We start from the raw sequence: 16,767 nt of genomic DNA, 5'->3' as shown, positions 1-16,767 counted from the left end.
CGGCGGCACGCGCTGGGGTAGTGTTCTGTCGTCGCCGCAAGGCGATGGCGGGCTGTGGCGCAGCTTGGTAGCGCACTTGACTGGGGGTCAAGTGGTCGCAGGTTCAAATCCTGTCAGCCCGACAGTGAAGCCCTGGTGAGATGGTAAGTCTCACCAGGGCTTTCGTTATTTCGAGGCGATGTTCTCGAGGCGGTGCCCTCGAGGCGGCGAGCCCGGGCCCGCCGCCTCCCGTCCGTCTACCCGAACAGGTCTGCGGTGGTGCGCCGGACCGTCTCGGCGATCAGCGGCGCGACCCGCTCGAGCGGCGCCTGCCGCGATTGCGGACACACGCTGATCGCGGCGACCGGACCCTCCGGTCCGCGCACCGCCATGGCCGCGCTGGTGAAGTTCTTGCTCAGCACCCCGGTGCGGTCGATCGACAGTCCACGGTGCTTCCGGATGTGCCCGAGCTCCCGGTGCAGGCCGTCGAGTGTCCACCCGCGGGCGGACTCGGGGCTGGCGAGGTTGTCCCGCACGAGGGCGTCGGCATGCTCGGGCTGGAGCATCGCCAGCATCGCGCGACCGCCGGTGGTGAAGTGGATCGGCTGGCGTCCGCCTACCCGGGACGCCATCGCCGCGGCGAACCGGTCGCCGATCTTGTCGAGATACACCTCCTCGGACCCCTCGGGGACCGCCAGATGCACCGCCATCCCGGTGCGCAACTGCAGCTCGTGCAGATGCTGTGCCGCCGCCCGCCGGATCTCGCTCTGCAGTCCACCGTCACCGCCGAGGCCGAGCGCCCGCCGGCCGAGGGTGTATCCGAGCGCGGTGTGGTCGAGCCAGTGCAGGTTCACCAGCTGTTCGAGGATTCGGTGCGCCGTCGATCGGGGCAGCCGGGTCAGGCCGGCGACCTCCTGCAGGTTCAGCCGGGTCGAGCGCCTGTCGAAGGCGTCGAGGATCAACGTCATCCTCTCCGCCATCGAAGGCGCCTCACGGCGGCCCGAACGGGTATCGCTGTCGGCGGCGGCACCTGCCACTTCTTGCCTCCTGACGGGAATGCGGGGTGCGTCCGGTGACGCGGGACACACCACAGCATGCACCGTCCGGTCGCGGGCGCCGTCACCGGGCCGCCGACGCGCAGAACGTGCAGCGGGCTCTCTAGGGTGCCGACTGGGGTGTGTCCTCGCCGAGCGCGTGCAGGGCGATCGTCGAGTGCGCGAACGCGCCGCCCGCGCGCATCTCTGCGGCCACCCAGACCGCCTCCATGATCTCCTCGGCGGTCGCCCCTTTGCGGTGGGCGAGCTTGGTGTGCCCGTCGATGCAGTACGGGCACTGGGTGGTGTGCGCGACGGCGACCGCGATGAGCTGTTTGGTCTTCTCCGGGAGCGCACCTTCGGCGAACACGGCCCGGCTGAACGCGTCGAACGCCTCGTGGACTCCGGGTGCGAGCTCTCTGCGGCGGGCTCCCAGGGCGGCGGTGGCGGCCGGGTACAGGTTGTCGGGCATGACTGATCACCTTTCTGACCGGGGTACGTGTTCTCTCCGATTGTGCGGCGTATGCCCGGCGACCGTTCGGTTTTGCCGTGCTCGATCCCATGACACCGGCGGCCGATCGGTCGTAGCGTCGAGCTCGTGCCGATGAACCTGGCCCACCGGGTGTTGTGCCGCTCGTCGTCCTGGAACCGGTCGGCGGAGCGCGAATTCGTGCCGTGGACCCTCGAACACGTCGAGCTCGGTGACCACGTCCTCGAGATCGGCCCGGGGTTCGGCGCGACGACGCGGGTGCTGGTCGACATCGCGCCGCGGCTGACCGCGGTCGAGATCGACCTGGATTCGGCGGCCCGACTTCAGCGGATCCACGGTGAGGCGGTCGAGGTTGTCTGCGGGGACGCCACGGCGCTGGATCTGCCGGACGATTCCTACTCGGCGGCGGTGTGCTTCACGATGCTGCACCACGTTCCCGACGCTGTGCTGCAGGACCGACTGTTCAGCGAGGCATACCGAGTGCTGCGCCCCGGCGGGGTTTTCGCCGGATCGGATTCGCGGGCGTCGCTGCGAATGCGGATGCTGCACATCGGTGACACGTACGTGCCGGTGGATCCCGCGAGGTTGCCCGACCGGTTGCGGCGTGCGGGTTATGAGGACGTGCACGTCGACTCGAACGCGCGCCGATTCCGCTTCCGGGCGCGCAAGCCGGCGTGACCGGTCAGCCCTCGAGCACCACCACGTCCAGTGCGCGCGGACCGTGGACGCCGCCGACCCGCACCAGTTCGATGTCGACCGTCGCGGACGGTCCGGACACGAACGTCATCGGCCTGGTGGGGTCCAGATGCGCGATGGCCGAGGGCAGCGCGGCGACCACGCGGTCGGCGGGGATGATCACCAGCATCGCGTCGGGCAGCAGCGACAGCACGCGCCGTCCCTGGCCGGCGCCGCCGTCCAAGACCAGCGTGCCGGAGTCGGCGACGCCCACCGCAGCGGCGGTGACCACGCCGTCGGCGGCGGCGATCGCGTCCGTCGAGAGCGGCGGATCGTCGCGGATCCACTCGAATCCGGCTGTCGGCAGGCAACTGTCGTCGAGCCCCTCCGGGACGATCACGCGTCTCAGGCCCCGGGCGGTCAGCGCCGCAGCGACCGTCACCGCGATGTCACCGGCCGAGGCGCGGTGCACGGTGGCGTCGTATCCGCCGAGCCGCTCGACGAACAGGTCGATGGTCGACGGCTCGCCGGTGGCGTCCGGAGGCAGGTCGTAGTCGCGGGCGCCGACGACCGGCGCCGGATCCACCCCGGACAGTGCGGCCCGTACCCTGCCGAGCACCACGTCGCGGCCGCTCATCGCCCATCCCCGGTGTCGTCGCGTCGGCCTCCGTCCGTCCGTGCCCACCACGCGCGGAAGCTCTCCGCCGGTGGCGCGGGCACGTCGCGTGCCCCGAACCAGCCCGAGAAGCCGGGAACCGATGTGATTCCCCGCTCCCCGCGGAACACCTTGCGCGACAGCGCGGCGAGCTTCTCGCCCGCGCCCAGCGCCGCGGGACGGTCGAACACCGCGGCTGCCAGTTTCATGGCGGCGCGTTCCGGTGAGGGCGGGAGGGTCCGTTCGGTGTCGACCACCTTCGCACGCAGGTGCTCGAGGATCAGCGGAATCGGGATCTGCACCGGGCACGCGTCGGCGCACGCGCCGCACAGCGAGGACGCGTACGGCAGTTCGCGGTCGACCGGGTCATCCAGGCCGCGCAATTGCGGTGACAGGATCGCCCCGATCGGACCGGGATACACCGAGCCGTACGCGTGCCCGCCCGCGCGCTCGTACACCGGGCACACGTTCAGGCAGGCCGCGCAGCGGATGCAGCGCAACGCATCCCGGCCGACCTCGTCGGCGAGCACATCGGAGCGGTGGTTGTCGAGCAGCACGATGTGCACGTCCTGCGGTCCGTCGGCGCCGTGGGCTCCGGTCCACACCGAGGTGTAGGGGTTCATCCGTTCGCCGGTGGCGGAGCGCGCCAGCAGTTGCAGGTACATCTCGACGTCGCGCCAGGTGGGGACCAGCTTTTCGATGCCGACGACGCTGACCAGGGTCTGCGGCATGGTCACGCACATGCGACCGTTGCCTTCGGACTCGACCAGGAGCAGCGAACCAGTCTCCGCAACAGCGAAATTCGCGCCGGTGACCGCCATTCGGGTGTGCAAGAACTTCTCCCGCAGGTGTTCGCGCGACGCGGCCGCCAGCTCGTGCGGCTCATCGCCCAGGTGCTCCGGCGCCGGCCTCCCGAACCGGGACATGTTGCGGACGAAGATCTCCCGCACCTCGGCACGGTTGCGGTGGATCGCCGGCACCACGATGTGCGACGGCACGTCCGCCGAGAGCTGGATGATCAGGGCGGCGAGGTCGGTCTCATAGGCGTTGATCCCGGCCGCCGCCAACGCCTCGACCAGGCCGATCTCCTCGGTGGCCATGGATTTCGCCTTGACGACCTCGTCGACGCCGCGTTCGAGGGCGATCTCGGTGACGATCCGGTTGGCGGCGGAGGCATCGGGCGCCCAGTGCACGGTGGCGCCCGCAGCGGTGGCCGCAGCCTCGAACTGCTCGAGATACCGGTCCAGGTGACGCAGCGTCTCGTCCTTGACTGCGGCACCGGCGCGGCGCAACTGCTCCCAGTCGTCCTTCTCGGCGACCAGCCGGTTCCGCTTGGCCCGGATGGTCCGGGTCGCGCGGGTCAGGTTGGTGCGCTGCTGGGTGTTGCGCAGCTGGTGCAGGGCCGCCTGCGGGAACGGCGGCATCCCGAGGAACTCCTGCTGCGGCGGCACGGTCGCCGCGGCCGCAGCAGCGCGGGTGCCGGGGGAGCGCCCCGCCGTGGCGGTCATGCGCGGGGCCCCGGGCCGAACTGCTGCGCAGGTCGTTCGACGGTCGGCACCGCGCTGCCGGTGTCATAGGGGTGCTCGCGCGTGGACGCGAGGATCTCTGCGTAATGCAGCGGCCGCATCGCCGAGCGGCCGCGGGAGAGGATGCCGCCGATGTGCATGAGACACGAGTTGTCGGCGGCGGTGAGGATCTCGGCGCGGGTGCCGAGCGCGTTGACAGCCTTGTCGGTCCCCATCGCGACCGAGGTGTCGGCGTTGCGCAGCGCGAAGGTGCCGCCGAACCCGCAGCATTCGTCGGCCTCGGGCAGATCGGCCAGGTCGATGCCGTCGACCGCGCGCAGCAGCCGCGTCGGCCGGTCGCCGATGCGCAGCATGCGCAGGGTGTGACAGGTCGGGTGGTAGGTCACCCGGTGCGGGAAATACGAACCGGTGTCGGTCACCCCGAGCACGTCGACGAGCAGCTCGGACAGTTCGAACAGCCGGGTGCCGACGCTGTCGACCCGACCGGCCAGCTGCGGCGACCGGGCCCGCTCGGCGAGCACCGGGAAGTAGTCCTTGACCATCGAGGCGCACGATCCGGACGCGGCCAGCACGGCGTCGTACCCGTCGAAGACGTCGCAGAACCGCTGCGCCAGCGGGATGCAGTCGTCCTGGTATCCGGTGTTGAAATGCATCTGCCCGCAACAGGTCTGGTCCTGCGGGAACTCGACGTCGTGGCCGAGGCGCCGGAGCAGGCGGACCATCGCCTGCCCGGTCTGCGGGTAGAGCACGTCATTGAAGCAGGCGATGAACAGCGCGATCCGCATGGCGGTCCCTTCGAGCCGGGTTCGATACGGCCGGACACAACGGATTCCAGTATGACCAGCGGGTCGCGGCGGCGCGCGTGAACGCGACAGGACGGCGCTCGGGCGGCATCATCGTCACCGGCGCGGGTGAGCGGTCGCCGCCGGACGCGATGAGTTTTCCGCCTCCGCCCGGTCGGTACATCCGAGAGCGACGACCAGAAGGAGTCAGACATGGCCGACGACATCACCGAGGGCGCCGTACGCGAGGAGTTCCAGCCCGCCGCGGAACAGTACCGGCGCGAACTGTTGGCGCACTGCTACCGCATGATCGGATCCGTCCACGAGGCAGAGGATCTGGTGCAGGAGACCTACCTGCGCGCCTGGCGTGCCTACGACAAGTTCGAGGGGCGTTCCTCTTTGCGGACCTGGCTGTACCGAATCGCCACCACCACCTGCCTGACAGCACTGGAGGGCCGCAAGCGGCGACCGCTGCCGACGGGGCTCGGCAGCCCGAGTTCCTCGGCCGACGACGAACTCGTCGAACGTGCCGAGGTGCCCTGGCTCGAGCCGATCCCGGACTCGCTCGTCGACGGCGACCCCGCGGACCCGGCGACGATCGCGGCTTCGCGGGAGAGCCTGCGGCTGGCACTGATCGCCGCGCTGCAGCACCTGCCGCCCCGGCAGCGGGCGGTGCTGATCCTGCGGGAGGTCCTGGCCTGGCCGGCGGCCGACGTCGCCGAACTGCTCGGTACTTCGACGGCGGCGGTCAACAGCGCGTTGCAGCGTGCCCGGGCACAGATCCAGCAGGTCTCCCCGACCGAGGACGCGGTGGTCGAACCGGTCGACGCCGGGCAGCGGGCGCTGCTCGAGCGGTATCTGGCCGCGTTTGAGAACTACGACCTCGACGCGCTGCGCCGGCTGTTCACCGAGGAGGCGGTGTGGGAGATGCCGCCGTTCGACGGCTGGTACCAGGGCCCGCAGACGATCATCGACCTAATCGGCAACAACTGTCCGGCGTCCGGGGCCGGCGACATGCGGTTGTTGCCGACCGTCGCGAACGGCCAGCCCGCCTTCGGCCTGTACATGCGCGGGCCGGACGGGGTGCACCGGGCGTTCCAGTTGCAGGTGGTCGGGCTGGGAGACGGCGGGGTGCACCACGTGGCCGCGTTCTTCGAGCCCTCGCTGTTCGGTGCGTTCGGGCTGCCCGCGGAACTGCCGGGGGAGGCGCGGTCGTGATGCCGGGCGGCGCGATTCCGCCGCTGACCGGCGGTCCCGCGCTGCTCGAACGCGCGATCGGCTATGCGCTGGGCGGCTTGGCCGCGGTGACACCCGAGTCGCTGAGGCGGCCGACCCCGTGCCGGGGCTGGGACCTGAGCACGTTGCTGGCGCACCTGTCCGATTCCCTCGAGGCGTTGGGCGAGGCCGCCGCGTTGCACCATGTGGTGCTGGCGCCGGACCGCGGTCCGCGGCCCGCAGACCCCAATCCCGTTGCGCAGCTGCAGGAGAGTGCACGACGGGCGCTCGGCGCGTGGTCCGGTGAGCGGCCTGTCGGGGCGGTGTCGGTGGGCGGGCTGCCGCTGCGGCACGACCTGGTCGCCGCGGCCGGCGCCCTGGAGGTCGCGGTGCACGGATGGGACCTGGCCCGGGCATGCGGAGCCGAACGCCCGCTGCCCGAGGCGCTCGCAGTCGAGTTGCTGCCCTGCGCCGTGATGTTCGTCGGAGCCGAGGACCGTCCGGGCCGCTTCGGTGACCCGCTGCCGGTGCCCGCCGGCGCGTCCGCGTCGCGGCAGCTGCTCGCGTTCCTCGGGCGACGGGCTCACTGAGCGCTACCGTCGACGGCATGGACACGCGCGCCCGGATCGTCGACCGATTGCATCGTTTCGAACCGGTCGAGATCGTGGCCGACGGACTGCGCCCGGCGGCGGTCGCGCTGGCCGTGGCGGAGGAGTCCGGAGTCTCCGGGGTGTGGATGACGCTGCGTTCGTCGCAGCTGCGGGCGCATCCGGGCCAGTTCGCGCTCCCCGGGGGCCGACTCGATCCCGGCGAGACGGCGGTCGATGCGGCCCGCCGCGAACTGCGCGAGGAACTGGGCGTGGATCTGGACCCGTCGGCGGTGCTCGGCCGGCTCGACGACTACCGGACCCGGTCCGGCTATGTCATGACGCCGATCGTGCTGTGGGCGGGCAGCGGCGCGGAGGTGGCACCCAATCCCGACGAGGTCGCCCACGTGTTCCATCTCTCGTTCGCCGAACTCGACGTGGACCCGGAGTTCGAGCGCATCCCGCAGACGGATCGCCCGGTGATCCGTCTGCCCTGGCGCGGGGATCATCTGCACGCCCCGACCGCCGCTGTCCTGCACCAGTTCCGCGAGGTCGTCCTCCATGGGCGGCCGACCCGTGTCGCCGAGTACGACCAGCCGCCGTTCGCCTGGCGGTGAGCGCCTCGGCGCCCGGACCCCCCGGCGGTAATGTGATCGGCATCACGCTGTGACAAGTGCCGGGTGGTGGTCCGGCGCACGTCACCGCTAACGTATCGGCTGACCGATAGAAAGCACAGCAAAGTAAGGCAGGTGCCGTCGTGCCCGAGAACGCCCGCGTGAGCAAGATCTACGACGAGGTGGTGCGGCGCAACGCCGGTGAACCGGAGTTCCACCAGGCGGTGGCAGAGGTCTTCGAGTCGCTCGCCGTGGTCCTCGAGCGGCACCCGCACTACGCCGACGCGGCGCTCATCGAGCGGCTGTGCGAGCCCGAGCGTCAGATCATCTTCCGGGTGCCGTGGATCGACGATCAGGGTGAGGTGCACGTCAACCGCGCCTTCCGTGTGCAATACAACAGCGTGCTCGGCCCGTACAAGGGCGGTCTGCGGTTCCACCCGAGCGTGAACCTGGGCATCGTCAAGTTCCTCGGCTTCGAGCAGATCTTCAAGAACGCGCTCACCGGACTGCCGATCGGCGGCGGCAAGGGTGGCTCCGACTTCGACCCGAAGGGTCGTTCGGAGATGGAGATCATGCGTTTCTGCCAGTCGTTCATGATCGAGTTGAACCGCCACATCGGCGAGTACACCGACGTGCCCGCCGGCGACATCGGCGTCGGTGGACGCGAGATCGGCTACCTCTTCGGCCAGTACAAGCGGCTGACCAACTCCTACGAGTCCGGTGTGCTCACCGGTAAGGGACTGACCTGGGGCGGCTCGCAGGTCCGCACCGAGGCGACCGGTTACGGCGTCACCTATTTCGTCTCGAACATGCTGGCCGCCAAGGGAACCGACTTCGAGGGCCGCCGGGTCGTCATCTCGGGTTCGGGCAATGTCGCCATCTACGCGATCCAGAAGGTTCACCAGCTCGGCGGCAAGGTCGTCGCGTGCTCGGACTCGAGCGGCTACGTCGTCGACGAGCAGGGCATCGACCTGGACCTGCTGCGCGAGGTCAAGGAGGTCTCGCGCGGGCGCATCGCCGACTACGTGGCCCGCCGCCCGGGCGCGAAGCTGGTGCAGGACGGATCGATCTGGGACGTTCCGTGCGACGTCGCGCTGCCGTGTGCGACCCAGAACGAGCTCGACGACCAGGCCGCCAAGACGCTGGTGAACAACGGCGTCATCGCAGTGGCCGAGGGCGCGAACATGCCCACCACCCCCGGTGGGCTCCGAGTCTTCCGCGAGGCCGGGGTGGCGTTCGCGCCCGGCAAGGCCGCCAATGCCGGCGGCGTCGCAACCTCCGCACTCGAGATGCAGCAGAACGCCTCGCGTGACTCCTGGCACTTCGATTACACCGATCAGCGGCTCGGCGCGATCATGGCGGACATCCACGACCGCTGCGTGAGCACCGCCGAGGAGTACGGCCACCCCGGCGACTACGTCCTCGGCGCCAACATCGCCGGCTTCGTGAAGGTCGCCGACGCGATGTTCGCGCTCGGCGTGATCTGACGCCGGACACGTCCCGGGCGCACCCGGCACCGGTGTGACAAGCTGTGCACCGGTGTCGAGTGCGGAGGGAGGGGAGCGGATGGGCGCATCGCCCGATGCGGTGACGGACCGGGTGTGGACGCTACCGAACGTGCTCAGCATGCTGCGGGTCGCGGGCGTCCCGCTGTTCCTGTACCTGCTGCTCGGTCCGCATGCGGACGGCTGGGCGCTGGTGGTGCTGATGCTCAGCGGGTTCACCGATTGGGCCGACGGCAAGCTGGCCCGGGTGCTGAACCAGTCCAGCAGGCTCGGCTCGTTGCTCGACCCGGTGGCCGACCGGCTGTACATGGTCGTGATCCCGATCTCCTTCGCCGTCCGCGGGTTCATCCCGTGGTGGGTCGTGGCGGTGCTGCTCGTGCGTGAGCTGCTGCTGGCCGGCACGTTGCCGCTGTACCGCAGTCGCGGTCTCGGCCCGCCCGAGGTGCACTACCTGGGCAAGGCCGCCACCTTCACGCTGATGATCGCGCTTCCCATGGTGCTGCTGGCGCAGTTGGATTCGTCTGTGGCCCATGCGTTCTCGCCCTGGGCGGGTGCCCTGCTGACCTGGGGTGTGGCGCTGTACGTGTGGACGGCGGTCATGTACCTGGTCCAGGCCGCACAGATGGTGCGTGCGCTGCCGCGGGTCGCCGATGCGCGATGACCGACCGGACGGCGCAGAGCCGGATGGCACAGCGCCCGCCCTCGACTCCGTGGACGTCCCCGATCCCGCGACGCCGCGGCGCAACCCGACCCCGTCGCTGCTGCGGTCACTGCTCTTCGACCATCTGGACCCCGGTTACACCGCGGCCGCGCGTGCGCGGGTTCCCGGCTCTCCCGCGAGGTTCCGGACGGGCGCCTGGATCGCCCTCGGCGGTGTCGTGATCGGCGTGCTGTTCGGCGTGGCGGCCGCGCAGGCGTCGCGTCAGGCACCCGACCGGGCGCACGTGCAGACCCAGTTGGCCGACGAGGTCCGTCGCACCCAGACCGCCAACGTGGACCTGGCGCAGACGCGGGCGCACCTGAGTGCCGAGGAGGAGTCGGCACGTGAACGCATCCTGGCCCGCGACAGCGCCGGCAAGACGGTACTCGGGGCGCTGCACGTCGCCGACGAGCGAGCTGCGGCAACCGCGGTGAACGGGCCCGGACTGGTCGTGGCGTTGGCGGATCCGACGGCCCGTCCCGGACTGAGCGGAGGTGCGGTCGCGCCGGGCGGCGCCGCCGCCGTGGTGCTCGACCGTGACCTGCAGTCGGTGGTCAACGCCCTGTGGGCCGGCGGCGCCGAGGCGATCGGGGTCGGCGGGGTGCGGATCGGCCCCGGCGTCACGATCCGGCAGGCCGGCGGCGCGATGCTGGTGGACAACCAGCCGATCTCCTCGCCGTACGTCGTCTCCGCGATCGGGCCGACCGCCACCATGCAGACGGGTTTCATGGTCAGCGACGCCTACCTGCGCATGCAGGCGGTGCATCAGCTGTACGGTGTCGGCTTCACGGTCACCGAGTCCGCGCGGCTGAGCCTGCCCGCGGCACCGGTCCGGGAGCTTCGGTACGCGCGGGAGGGGACACCTCGTTGATCGGATTCATCGCACTGGTCGTCGGGATCGTGGTGGGGCTGGTGCTGCACCCACAGGTCCCCGACATCCTGCAGCCGTACCTCCCCATCGCGGTGGTGGCCGCCCTCGACGCGGTGTTCGGCGGTCTGCGGGCGTACTTCGACTCGATCTTCGACTCGAAGGTCTTCGTGGTCTCGTTCGTCTTCAACGTGGTGGTCGCGGCACTGCTGGTCCTGCTCGGCGATCAGCTCGGTGTCGGTACCCAGCTGTCGACCGCCGTGATCGTGGTCCTGGGCATCCGCATCTTCGGCAACGCCGCGGCCCTGCGCCGGCGGCTGTTCGGGGCCTAGATGGATGCCCCGGAGGACCCCCACGGGCGACACGAGCTGCCGCCGGCGCCCCAGCGCGGCATCCACCATCGATGGCTGGCGGCCACGCTGGTGGCGGTGCTGTGCGGGCTGCTCGGGCTGGCGATCGTCACCCAGGTCCGCGACACCGGCTCGGGCGACGCGCTGGACTCGGCGCGTCCCGCGGACCTGCTCGCCGTGCTCGACACGCTGCACCAACGCGAGGCCTCGCTGCGTCAGGAGATCGCCTCACTCGAACAGTCCCTGGCGACCATGCAGGCCAGTGGCACGAACTCGGGTGCGGCGCTGACCGAGGCCCGGGCGCGCCTGGCGGCGCTGCAGATCCAGGTCGGCGCGGTGCCGGCCCGGGGGCCGGGCGTGACGCTGACCGTCGAGGACGCGCACGGCGGTGTCGGTCCGGACGTGCTGCTCGACCAGCTGCAGGAGCTGCGCGCGGCGGGCGCCGAGGCCGTGCAGATGTCCGGCGGCCCGGGATCGGGCGCTCCGGTCCGGATCGGTGTCGACTCGTTCATCACCGGCCGCGCGGGGGACATTCGCGTCGACGGCGTGGCGCTCACCGCGCCGTATCGGGTGATCGCGATCGGTGATCCGCCCACATTGGCTGCCGCACTGAACATTCCCGGCGGGGTCGTCGACGCGGTGGCCAGGGTCGGCGGGGTGCTGACCATCGCGCAGTCGCCGCAGGTGGATGTGGCCGCCTTGCGAGAGGCGAAAGCGCCCCAATACGCTCGTCCGGGCGGATAGCGTGACACCGAGTGTCCGCAGCAGCCGATCCCGCCGCGGGGCACCCGGCGGCGTGGAGTGCGAGAGATCGCGGAATTCGAGAGATGAGGAAGGACGTCGACTTGACCGAGCTGAACATTCCGGAGGGCCTGCGCTACACGGCCGAGCACGAGTGGATCGAGCGGACCGGAGACACCACGGTTCGGGTCGGCATCACCGATTTCGCGCAGCAGCAACTCGGCGACGTCGTGTTCGTGCAGCTGCCGGGCGAGGGTGACGCGGTGACGGCGGGCGAGTCGCTCGGCGAGGTCGAATCGACCAAGAGCGTGTCGGACATCTTCGCTCCGCTCAGTGGATCGGTCGGGTCGGCGAATGCGGCGCTCACCGACACCCCCGAACTGGTGAACACCGATCCCTACGGCGCCGGCTGGCTCGTCGTGCTCGAGGTGAAAGACGCTGACGCGCTTGACTCTGCGCTCGGCGAGACCCTCGACGCGGCGGGCTACCGGGCGATCGCCGAGGGCTAGACCGGAGTGCTGCAGACGTTCCGGGCCGGCCTCGCGGCGGGCCCGGAACGAGTGGGGTCCGGCCCCACATCACAAGATCATCATCAACATCGCCTGTCCTGTGCCCAGTCCCTACGCGCGTGACCCCGATCGGGGTACGGTCGAAAGGATCACGGCGGTGCAGGCGGGTTCGAAGTGTGCCTGTGTACGCAATCGCGTACGACTGTGCAGTTGCGTACCACGAAGTCCCGAGCGGACGGAGGAGAAACGGTGAGCGAGAACGACAAGAACTCTGGTTTCGAAGAGACCCCGGTCGAGACCACCTCGGTCTTCCGGGCCGATTTCCTCAACGAACTCGACGCAGTGCCCGCTCCTACGACGGTCGAAGGTCAGGTCTCCGGAGTCGAGGGCCTGCCGGCCGGTTCCGCGCTGCTCGTCGTCAAGCGTGGACCGAACGCAGGTTCGCGGTTCCTCCTCGACCAGCCCGCCACCTCCGCCGGCCGTCACCCCGAGAGCGACATCTTCCTCGACGACGTCACGGTCAGCCGTCGGCACGCCGAGTTCCGTCAGGACGGCGAGGACTTCCAGGTCGTCGACGTGGGCAGTCTCAACGGCACGTACGTGAACCGCGAGCCGGTCGATTCGGCCGTGCTCGCCAACGGTGACGAGGTGCAGATCGGCAAGTTCCGCCTGGTGTTCCTCACCGGCCCGCGCGGCGGTGAGCAGGGCAACGCGTCGGCGGCTGCTGACGGCCAGTGACCGCAGCGGGCCGGCCGACGCCCGGGGGAATGTCGATCGGGTCCGTCCTCGACCGGCTTCGCCCGGAGTTTCCCGACATCACGGTCTCCAAGATCCGGTTCCTGGAGTCCGAGGGGCTGGTCATGCCCGAGCGCACGCCCTCGGGCTATCGGCGGTTCTCGATCGCCGACTGTGAGCGGTTGCGATTCGTGCTCACCGCACAGCGCGACCACTACCTGCCGCTGAAGGTGATCAAGGATCAACTCGACGCGGTCGACCGCGGCGAGGGGGCGCCCGAGCGGTCTCTGAGACTGCCGCGTGCGTTGGCGCTGGCGCCCGGCGCGGCGGACGGACGCGAACCGGACGAATTCACGACAGAAGGGGAGTCGCGCCTCTCGCAGGCGGACCTCGTGCGGCGGACCGGCGCGGACGACCAGTTCATCACCGAACTGGTCCAGGCGGGCCTGCTGGTGCCCGGCGCGGCGGGCTACTTCGACGAGAACGCGGTGGCGCTGGTCGGCGCCGCGACGTCGATGGCCGCCTTCGGGCTCGAGGTGCGGCACCTGCGTGCCTTCAAGGCGGCCGCGGATCGAGAGGCGGGGATGATCGCGCAGATCGCCGCGCCGATCGCCAAGGGGCGCGACGCCGGCGCCCGTGACCGTGCCCAGGAAACCGTCCGCGAACTCGCGGCGCTGTCGGTGACCCTGCACAGCGCGCTGGTGCAATCGGCGGTGCGGCGCAGCCTCGACGGCTGACGGCCGGGTCGCCGGCCGCGGCCGAACCGGGGCGCGGCGGCGTACGGGGCCTGCGACAAGGGTTCTCGCGCGGTCGTGGTGGCGCGAATTCGCCTACACTCGGGATACGGATCAGCTGTCGGCGACCGGCGAATCCGGGCCGGCGGTTCTGGGTCGGCAGCACTGTGGTCACCACTGACGGAGGCGGACACGATGAGTGAAATGCAGTTGGTCGGCATCCGTGTGGAACAGCCGCAGAATCAGCCGGTGCTGCTGCTGCGCGAGGCCGAGGGCGAACGCTTCCTGCCGATCTGGATCGGCCAGACCGAGGCCACGGCCATCGCTCTGGAGCAGCAGGGCATCACACCTCCGCGACCGCTCACCCACGATCTGATCAAGGATCTGATCGCGGCGCTCGGGCACACGCTCAAGGAGATCCGGATCGTGGACCTGCAAGAGGGCACCTATTTTGCGGACCTCGTCTTCGAGCGGGGGATCACCGTGTCCGCCCGGCCCTCCGACGCCGTGGCCATCGCGATCCGGGTGGGTGTGCCGATCCTGGCCGACGAGGCCGTCCTCGAGGAGGCGGGCCTGGTGCTGCCGGACGAGCGGGAGGACGAGGTCGAGAAGTTCAAGGAGTTCCTGGACTCGGTGTCACCGGAGGATTTCAAGGCGACCGGCGGGCAGTGACCCAAGGTCACAGTTTGATTTCACCCTCAACTTCAGGTTGAGCTCATGGCGAGTCGCGTTGACCCGCACCCCGCGCAGTCATAGCGTTCAGGAAGCAATCGGCGCCATGTCGGGCGTGCCGAGCGTAGTCTGATTGGGTTCGTCGTCAGGGCTGGATCGCAAGCGTGCGGGATCGCACTGCGAGGCAGCCGGTCGGCGACTCGTGAGAGGGAGTAGTCAGTGGGCGAGCAGCCGCAGCAGCCGGAGCTGAACCGATCGTCCCCGTCGGGTGACGCGGTCGTCGACGACGACATCCAGCCCGGCCTGTTCCCGGATGACACCGTGCCCGACGATCTCGTCGGCTACCGGGTGCCCACCGCCTGCCAGATCGCCGGCATCACCTATCGGCAGCTGGACTACTGGGCCCGGACGTCGCTGGTGGTCCCGTCGATAAGGGGCGCCGCGGGCTCGGGGAGCCAACGCCTGTACTCGTTCAAGGACATCCTGGTCCTCAAGATCGTCAAACGACTACTCGACACCGGCATTTCCCTGCAGAACATCCGGGTCGCCGTCGATCACCTGCGCCGCCGCGGGGTGCGCGACCTCGCCAAGATCACACTGTTCTCCGACGGCACCACGGTGTACGAGTGCACGTCCGCCGAAGAGGTCGTCGACCTGCTCCAGGGTGGCCAGGGCGTGTTCGGCATCGCGGTCAGCGGGGCCATGCGCGAGTTGACCGGGACCATCGCCGACTTCCCCGCCGAGCGCGCGGACGGCGGGCACACCGAGGCGGCGCCCGAGGACGAACTCGCGTCGCGCCGCAAGAACCGCGCCAACCGCAAGACCGGGTAGTCGACGTGGTGGCCGCCCCTCGACGGCCAGTACAATTCGTGGTGCGTCGTCGCCGTGCGGGAGAGTTTCGTGGTGTCGTCGATCTGCCTCGGGTGTGTTCTGTATCGCGGCGGTTCGACGGGATCGTGAACGCCGAAGGAGCAGCACCTCCCCGTCAATCTCTCAGGCACCCAGGACCGTGCGGGCTCCGACGTCTCTGGAAAGCGGTGGACCATCCACCCGCCCACGGGGAAAGGCGCCGTCACCGGCGCCGAATCTCTCAGGCACCCGGGTCCGGGTGAAGACAGAGGGGGAGGGACCCACCACGTGACGACGGTCGATCGACCGGGTCACGGCGACACCGGTCGCCACGGTGGGCACCCGCACCGACCCCTGGGAGAGTTCATGGCCGATCAAATCGACGGATTCGCCGCCCGCCACATCGGACCCGACGCAGACGCCATCGACCACATCCTCGACACGATCGGGGTCGGCACCTTCGACAAGCTGGCAGCGGCGGCCGTGCCCGCCAGCATCCTGGAACCGGCCACCGACGGCGTGGGTGCGGGGCTCGATGCGCTGCCCGCGGCGGTCGGCGAGCACGAGGCGCTGGCCCAGCTGCGTGCGCTCGCGGCGCAGAACACCGTCGCCACCTCGATGATCGGCCTCGGCTACTACGACACGCTCACCCCGCCGGTGTTGGTGCGCAACATCCTCGAGAACCCGGCCTGGTACACCGCGTACACGCCGTACCAGCCGGAGATCAGCCAGGGCCGGCTCGAGGCGTTGCTCAATTTTCAGACGATGGTCGCGGACCTGACCGGCATGGAGGTCGCGAACTCGTCGATGCTCGACGAGGGCACCGCGGCGGCCGAGGCGATGACGCTGCTGCGCCGCGCCGGCAAGAACAAGTCCCCGCGGTTCGTCGTCGACGCGGACGTGTTCCCCCAGACCAAGGCCATCCTGGACACCCGCGCGACACCGCTGGGCATCGAGCTGGTCGAAGCCGACCTGACCGAGGGCCTGCCGGACGGTGAGTTCTTCGGCGTGCTCGCGCAGCTGCCCGGGGCCTCGGGCCGCGTCGTCGACTGGTCGGCGATGATCGGCGACGCGCATGAGCGCGGCGCGCTCGTGGCCGTCGGCGCCGACCTGCTGGCCATGACCTTGATCACGCCGCCCGGCGAGCTCGGGGCCGACGCGTGCTTCGGCACCACCCAGCGCTTCGGTGTGCCGATGGGCTTCGGCGGGCCACACGCCGGCTACCTTGCCGTGCACGGCAAGCACTCCCGGCAGCTGCCCGGCCGGCTCGTCGGGGTGTCGGTCGATGCCGACGGCAAGCGCGCCTACCGGCTCGCGCTGCAGACCCGTGAACAGCACATCCGTCGTGAGAAGGCGACCTCCAACATCTGCACCGCGCAGGTGCTGCTGGCGGTCGTCGCCGCGATGTACGCGAGCTACCACGGCGCCGAGGGGCTCGAGGCCAAGGGCGTCGAGATCGTGCACCGGCGGTTCTTCGACACCGTGCTCGCGCGGGTGCCCGGCCGGGCGCGGTCGGTCGTCGACGGCGCGAAGGCGTGGAACATCAA

At 70.2% G+C, this 16,767-nt stretch carries 19 protein-coding genes, 1 tRNA gene, 1 pseudogene and 1 riboswitch; of the genes and pseudogenes, 16 read left to right on the top strand and 5 right to left on the bottom strand.

All coding sequences use genetic code 11. From position 1 onward, the window contains the following. The first annotated feature begins 48 nt into the window (after nt 1-48). Nucleotides 49-122 (top strand) — tRNA-Pro (locus tag G4X40_RS22485). A gap of 114 nt (nt 123-236) precedes the next feature. On the opposite strand, the gene G4X40_RS22480 is transcribed toward G4X40_RS22485, so the two are convergent. Then, nucleotides 237-959 carry an IclR family transcriptional regulator gene (locus tag G4X40_RS22480; RefSeq protein WP_277835867.1) on the bottom strand — a complete coding sequence of 241 codons (723 nt, stop codon included), beginning with the start codon at nt 957-959 and terminating at the stop codon, nt 237-239. 178 nt (nt 960-1,137) lie between these two features. Then, nucleotides 1,138-1,485 carry a carboxymuconolactone decarboxylase family protein gene (locus G4X40_RS22475; protein ID WP_277835866.1) on the bottom strand — a complete coding sequence of 116 codons (348 nt, stop codon included), beginning with the start codon at nt 1,483-1,485 and terminating at the stop codon, nt 1,138-1,140. A gap of 126 nt (nt 1,486-1,611) precedes the next feature. Here G4X40_RS22475 and G4X40_RS22470 point away from each other — a divergent pair, with 126 nt between their 5' ends. Further along, the gene (locus G4X40_RS22470; protein ID WP_277835865.1) at nt 1,612-2,181 is read left to right on the top strand and encodes a class I SAM-dependent methyltransferase; all 570 of its coding nucleotides are present in this window, start codon (nt 1,612-1,614) and stop codon (nt 2,179-2,181) included. A 4-nt stretch (nt 2,182-2,185) separates the two neighbouring features. Here the strand turns inward: G4X40_RS22470 and G4X40_RS22465 are convergent, their stop codons facing one another. The 3 genes from G4X40_RS22465 to G4X40_RS22455 form a co-directional block, all read right to left on the bottom strand. Further along, nucleotides 2,186-2,815 (bottom strand): LutC/YkgG family protein, encoded by a 630-nt coding sequence (locus G4X40_RS22465; protein ID WP_277835864.1) that lies wholly within the window; start codon nt 2,813-2,815, stop codon nt 2,186-2,188. Continuing rightward, nucleotides 2,812-4,257, bottom strand: a complete 1,446-nt coding sequence (locus G4X40_RS22460; RefSeq protein ID WP_277835883.1) for a LutB/LldF family L-lactate oxidation iron-sulfur protein — start codon at nt 4,255-4,257, stop codon at nt 2,812-2,814. Before G4X40_RS22460 ends, G4X40_RS22465 begins: the two co-directional genes overlap by 4 nt. A gap of 80 nt (nt 4,258-4,337) precedes the next feature. Then, nucleotides 4,338-5,144 (bottom strand): (Fe-S)-binding protein, encoded by an 807-nt coding sequence (locus G4X40_RS22455; protein ID WP_277835863.1) that lies wholly within the window; start codon nt 5,142-5,144, stop codon nt 4,338-4,340. 222 nt (nt 5,145-5,366) lie between these two features. Between G4X40_RS22455 and G4X40_RS22450 the strand changes: the two genes are divergently transcribed. The 14 genes and pseudogenes from G4X40_RS22450 to G4X40_RS22385 form a co-directional block, all read left to right on the top strand. Beyond that, nucleotides 5,367-6,359, top strand: a complete 993-nt coding sequence (locus G4X40_RS22450; protein WP_408642276.1) for a sigma-70 family RNA polymerase sigma factor — start codon at nt 5,367-5,369, stop codon at nt 6,357-6,359. Next, the gene (locus G4X40_RS22445; protein ID WP_277835882.1) at nt 6,359-6,946 is read left to right on the top strand and encodes a TIGR03086 family metal-binding protein; all 588 of its coding nucleotides are present in this window, start codon (nt 6,359-6,361) and stop codon (nt 6,944-6,946) included. The genes G4X40_RS22450 and G4X40_RS22445 overlap by 1 nt, the downstream gene beginning before the upstream one ends. A 17-nt stretch (nt 6,947-6,963) precedes the next feature. Then, the gene (locus G4X40_RS22440; RefSeq protein WP_277835861.1) at nt 6,964-7,560 is read left to right on the top strand and encodes an NUDIX hydrolase; all 597 of its coding nucleotides are present in this window, start codon (nt 6,964-6,966) and stop codon (nt 7,558-7,560) included. 140 nt (nt 7,561-7,700) lie between these two features. Then, entirely contained in the window at nt 7,701-9,044 is a 1,344-nt protein-coding gene (gene gdhA, locus G4X40_RS22435) for an NADP-specific glutamate dehydrogenase (RefSeq protein ID WP_277835860.1), read from the top strand. Nucleotides 9,045-9,123: 79 nt separating this feature from the next. After that, nucleotides 9,124-9,723 (top strand): CDP-alcohol phosphatidyltransferase family protein, encoded by a 600-nt coding sequence (locus tag G4X40_RS22430; protein WP_277835859.1) that lies wholly within the window; start codon nt 9,124-9,126, stop codon nt 9,721-9,723. A gap of 49 nt (nt 9,724-9,772) precedes the next feature. Next, the gene (locus G4X40_RS22425) at nt 9,773-10,633 is read left to right on the top strand and encodes a DUF881 domain-containing protein (RefSeq protein ID WP_277835858.1); all 861 of its coding nucleotides are present in this window, start codon (nt 9,773-9,775) and stop codon (nt 10,631-10,633) included. Beyond that, the gene (locus tag G4X40_RS22420) at nt 10,630-10,962 is read left to right on the top strand and encodes a DUF1290 domain-containing protein (protein WP_277835857.1); all 333 of its coding nucleotides are present in this window, start codon (nt 10,630-10,632) and stop codon (nt 10,960-10,962) included. Before G4X40_RS22425 ends, G4X40_RS22420 begins: the two co-directional genes overlap by 4 nt. Continuing rightward, nucleotides 10,963-11,724: a DUF881 domain-containing protein gene (locus G4X40_RS22415; RefSeq protein WP_277835856.1), complete on the top strand. Its 762-nt coding sequence runs from the start codon at nt 10,963-10,965 to the stop codon at nt 11,722-11,724. It abuts the gene before it with no gap. Nucleotides 11,725-11,825: 101 nt separating this feature from the next. Then, a complete protein-coding gene (gene gcvH, locus G4X40_RS22410) occupies nt 11,826-12,230 on the top strand; it encodes a glycine cleavage system protein GcvH (RefSeq protein ID WP_277835855.1) in 405 nt (134 codons plus the stop codon). A 249-nt stretch (nt 12,231-12,479) separates the two neighbouring features. Then, nucleotides 12,480-12,968 carry a glycogen accumulation regulator GarA gene (garA, locus tag G4X40_RS22405; RefSeq protein WP_277835854.1) on the top strand — a complete coding sequence of 163 codons (489 nt, stop codon included), beginning with the start codon at nt 12,480-12,482 and terminating at the stop codon, nt 12,966-12,968. A 29-nt stretch (nt 12,969-12,997) separates the two neighbouring features. After that, entirely contained in the window at nt 12,998-13,702 is a 705-nt protein-coding gene (ftsR, locus tag G4X40_RS22400) for a transcriptional regulator FtsR (RefSeq protein WP_277835853.1), read from the top strand. Between the two features lie 192 nt (nt 13,703-13,894). Continuing rightward, nucleotides 13,895-14,371 (top strand): bifunctional nuclease family protein, encoded by a 477-nt coding sequence (locus G4X40_RS22395; protein ID WP_277835852.1) that lies wholly within the window; start codon nt 13,895-13,897, stop codon nt 14,369-14,371. A 246-nt stretch (nt 14,372-14,617) separates the two neighbouring features. Then, a complete protein-coding gene (locus tag G4X40_RS22390) occupies nt 14,618-15,202 on the top strand; it encodes a MerR family transcriptional regulator (protein ID WP_277835881.1) in 585 nt (194 codons plus the stop codon). 47 nt (nt 15,203-15,249) lie between these two features. Next, nucleotides 15,250-15,391, top strand: a riboswitch (glycine riboswitch). A gap of 195 nt (nt 15,392-15,586) precedes the next feature. Continuing rightward, nucleotides 15,587-16,767 (top strand): annotated as a pseudogene (locus G4X40_RS22385) (glycine dehydrogenase); the annotation flags it as partial.

Source organism: Speluncibacter jeojiensis, from assembly GCF_029589495.1.
GTDB classification, from domain to species: Bacteria; Actinomycetota; Actinomycetes; order Mycobacteriales; family Mycobacteriaceae; genus Speluncibacter; species Speluncibacter jeojiensis.
The sequence above is the reverse complement of the archived record's forward strand: the minus strand, read 5'-3'. Positions and strand labels throughout refer to the sequence as shown.

What these genes read in the sequence shown, in the direction of transcription:
- G4X40_RS22480 (WP_277835867.1), bottom strand. Translation starts at nt 959, where the DNA reads ATGGCGGAGAGGATGACGTTGATCCTCGACGCCTTCGACAGGCGCTCG.
- G4X40_RS22475 (WP_277835866.1), bottom strand. Translation starts at nt 1,485, where the DNA reads ATGCCCGACAACCTGTACCCGGCCGCCACCGCCGCCCTGGGAGCCCGC.
- G4X40_RS22465 (WP_277835864.1), bottom strand. Translation starts at nt 2,815, where the DNA reads ATGAGCGGCCGCGACGTGGTGCTCGGCAGGGTACGGGCCGCACTGTCC.
- G4X40_RS22460 (WP_277835883.1), bottom strand. Translation starts at nt 4,257, where the DNA reads ATGCCGCCGTTCCCGCAGGCGGCCCTGCACCAGCTGCGCAACACCCAG.
- G4X40_RS22455 (WP_277835863.1), bottom strand. Translation starts at nt 5,144, where the DNA reads ATGCGGATCGCGCTGTTCATCGCCTGCTTCAATGACGTGCTCTACCCG.
- G4X40_RS22445 (WP_277835882.1), top strand. Translation starts at nt 6,359, where the DNA reads ATGCCGGGCGGCGCGATTCCGCCGCTGACCGGCGGTCCCGCGCTGCTC.
- G4X40_RS22440 (WP_277835861.1), top strand. Translation starts at nt 6,964, where the DNA reads ATGGACACGCGCGCCCGGATCGTCGACCGATTGCATCGTTTCGAACCG.
- G4X40_RS22430 (WP_277835859.1), top strand. Translation starts at nt 9,124, where the DNA reads ATGGGCGCATCGCCCGATGCGGTGACGGACCGGGTGTGGACGCTACCG.
- G4X40_RS22415 (WP_277835856.1), top strand. Translation starts at nt 10,963, where the DNA reads ATGGATGCCCCGGAGGACCCCCACGGGCGACACGAGCTGCCGCCGGCG.
- ftsR (WP_277835853.1), top strand. Translation starts at nt 12,998, where the DNA reads ATGTCGATCGGGTCCGTCCTCGACCGGCTTCGCCCGGAGTTTCCCGAC.
- G4X40_RS22395 (WP_277835852.1), top strand. Translation starts at nt 13,895, where the DNA reads ATGAGTGAAATGCAGTTGGTCGGCATCCGTGTGGAACAGCCGCAGAAT.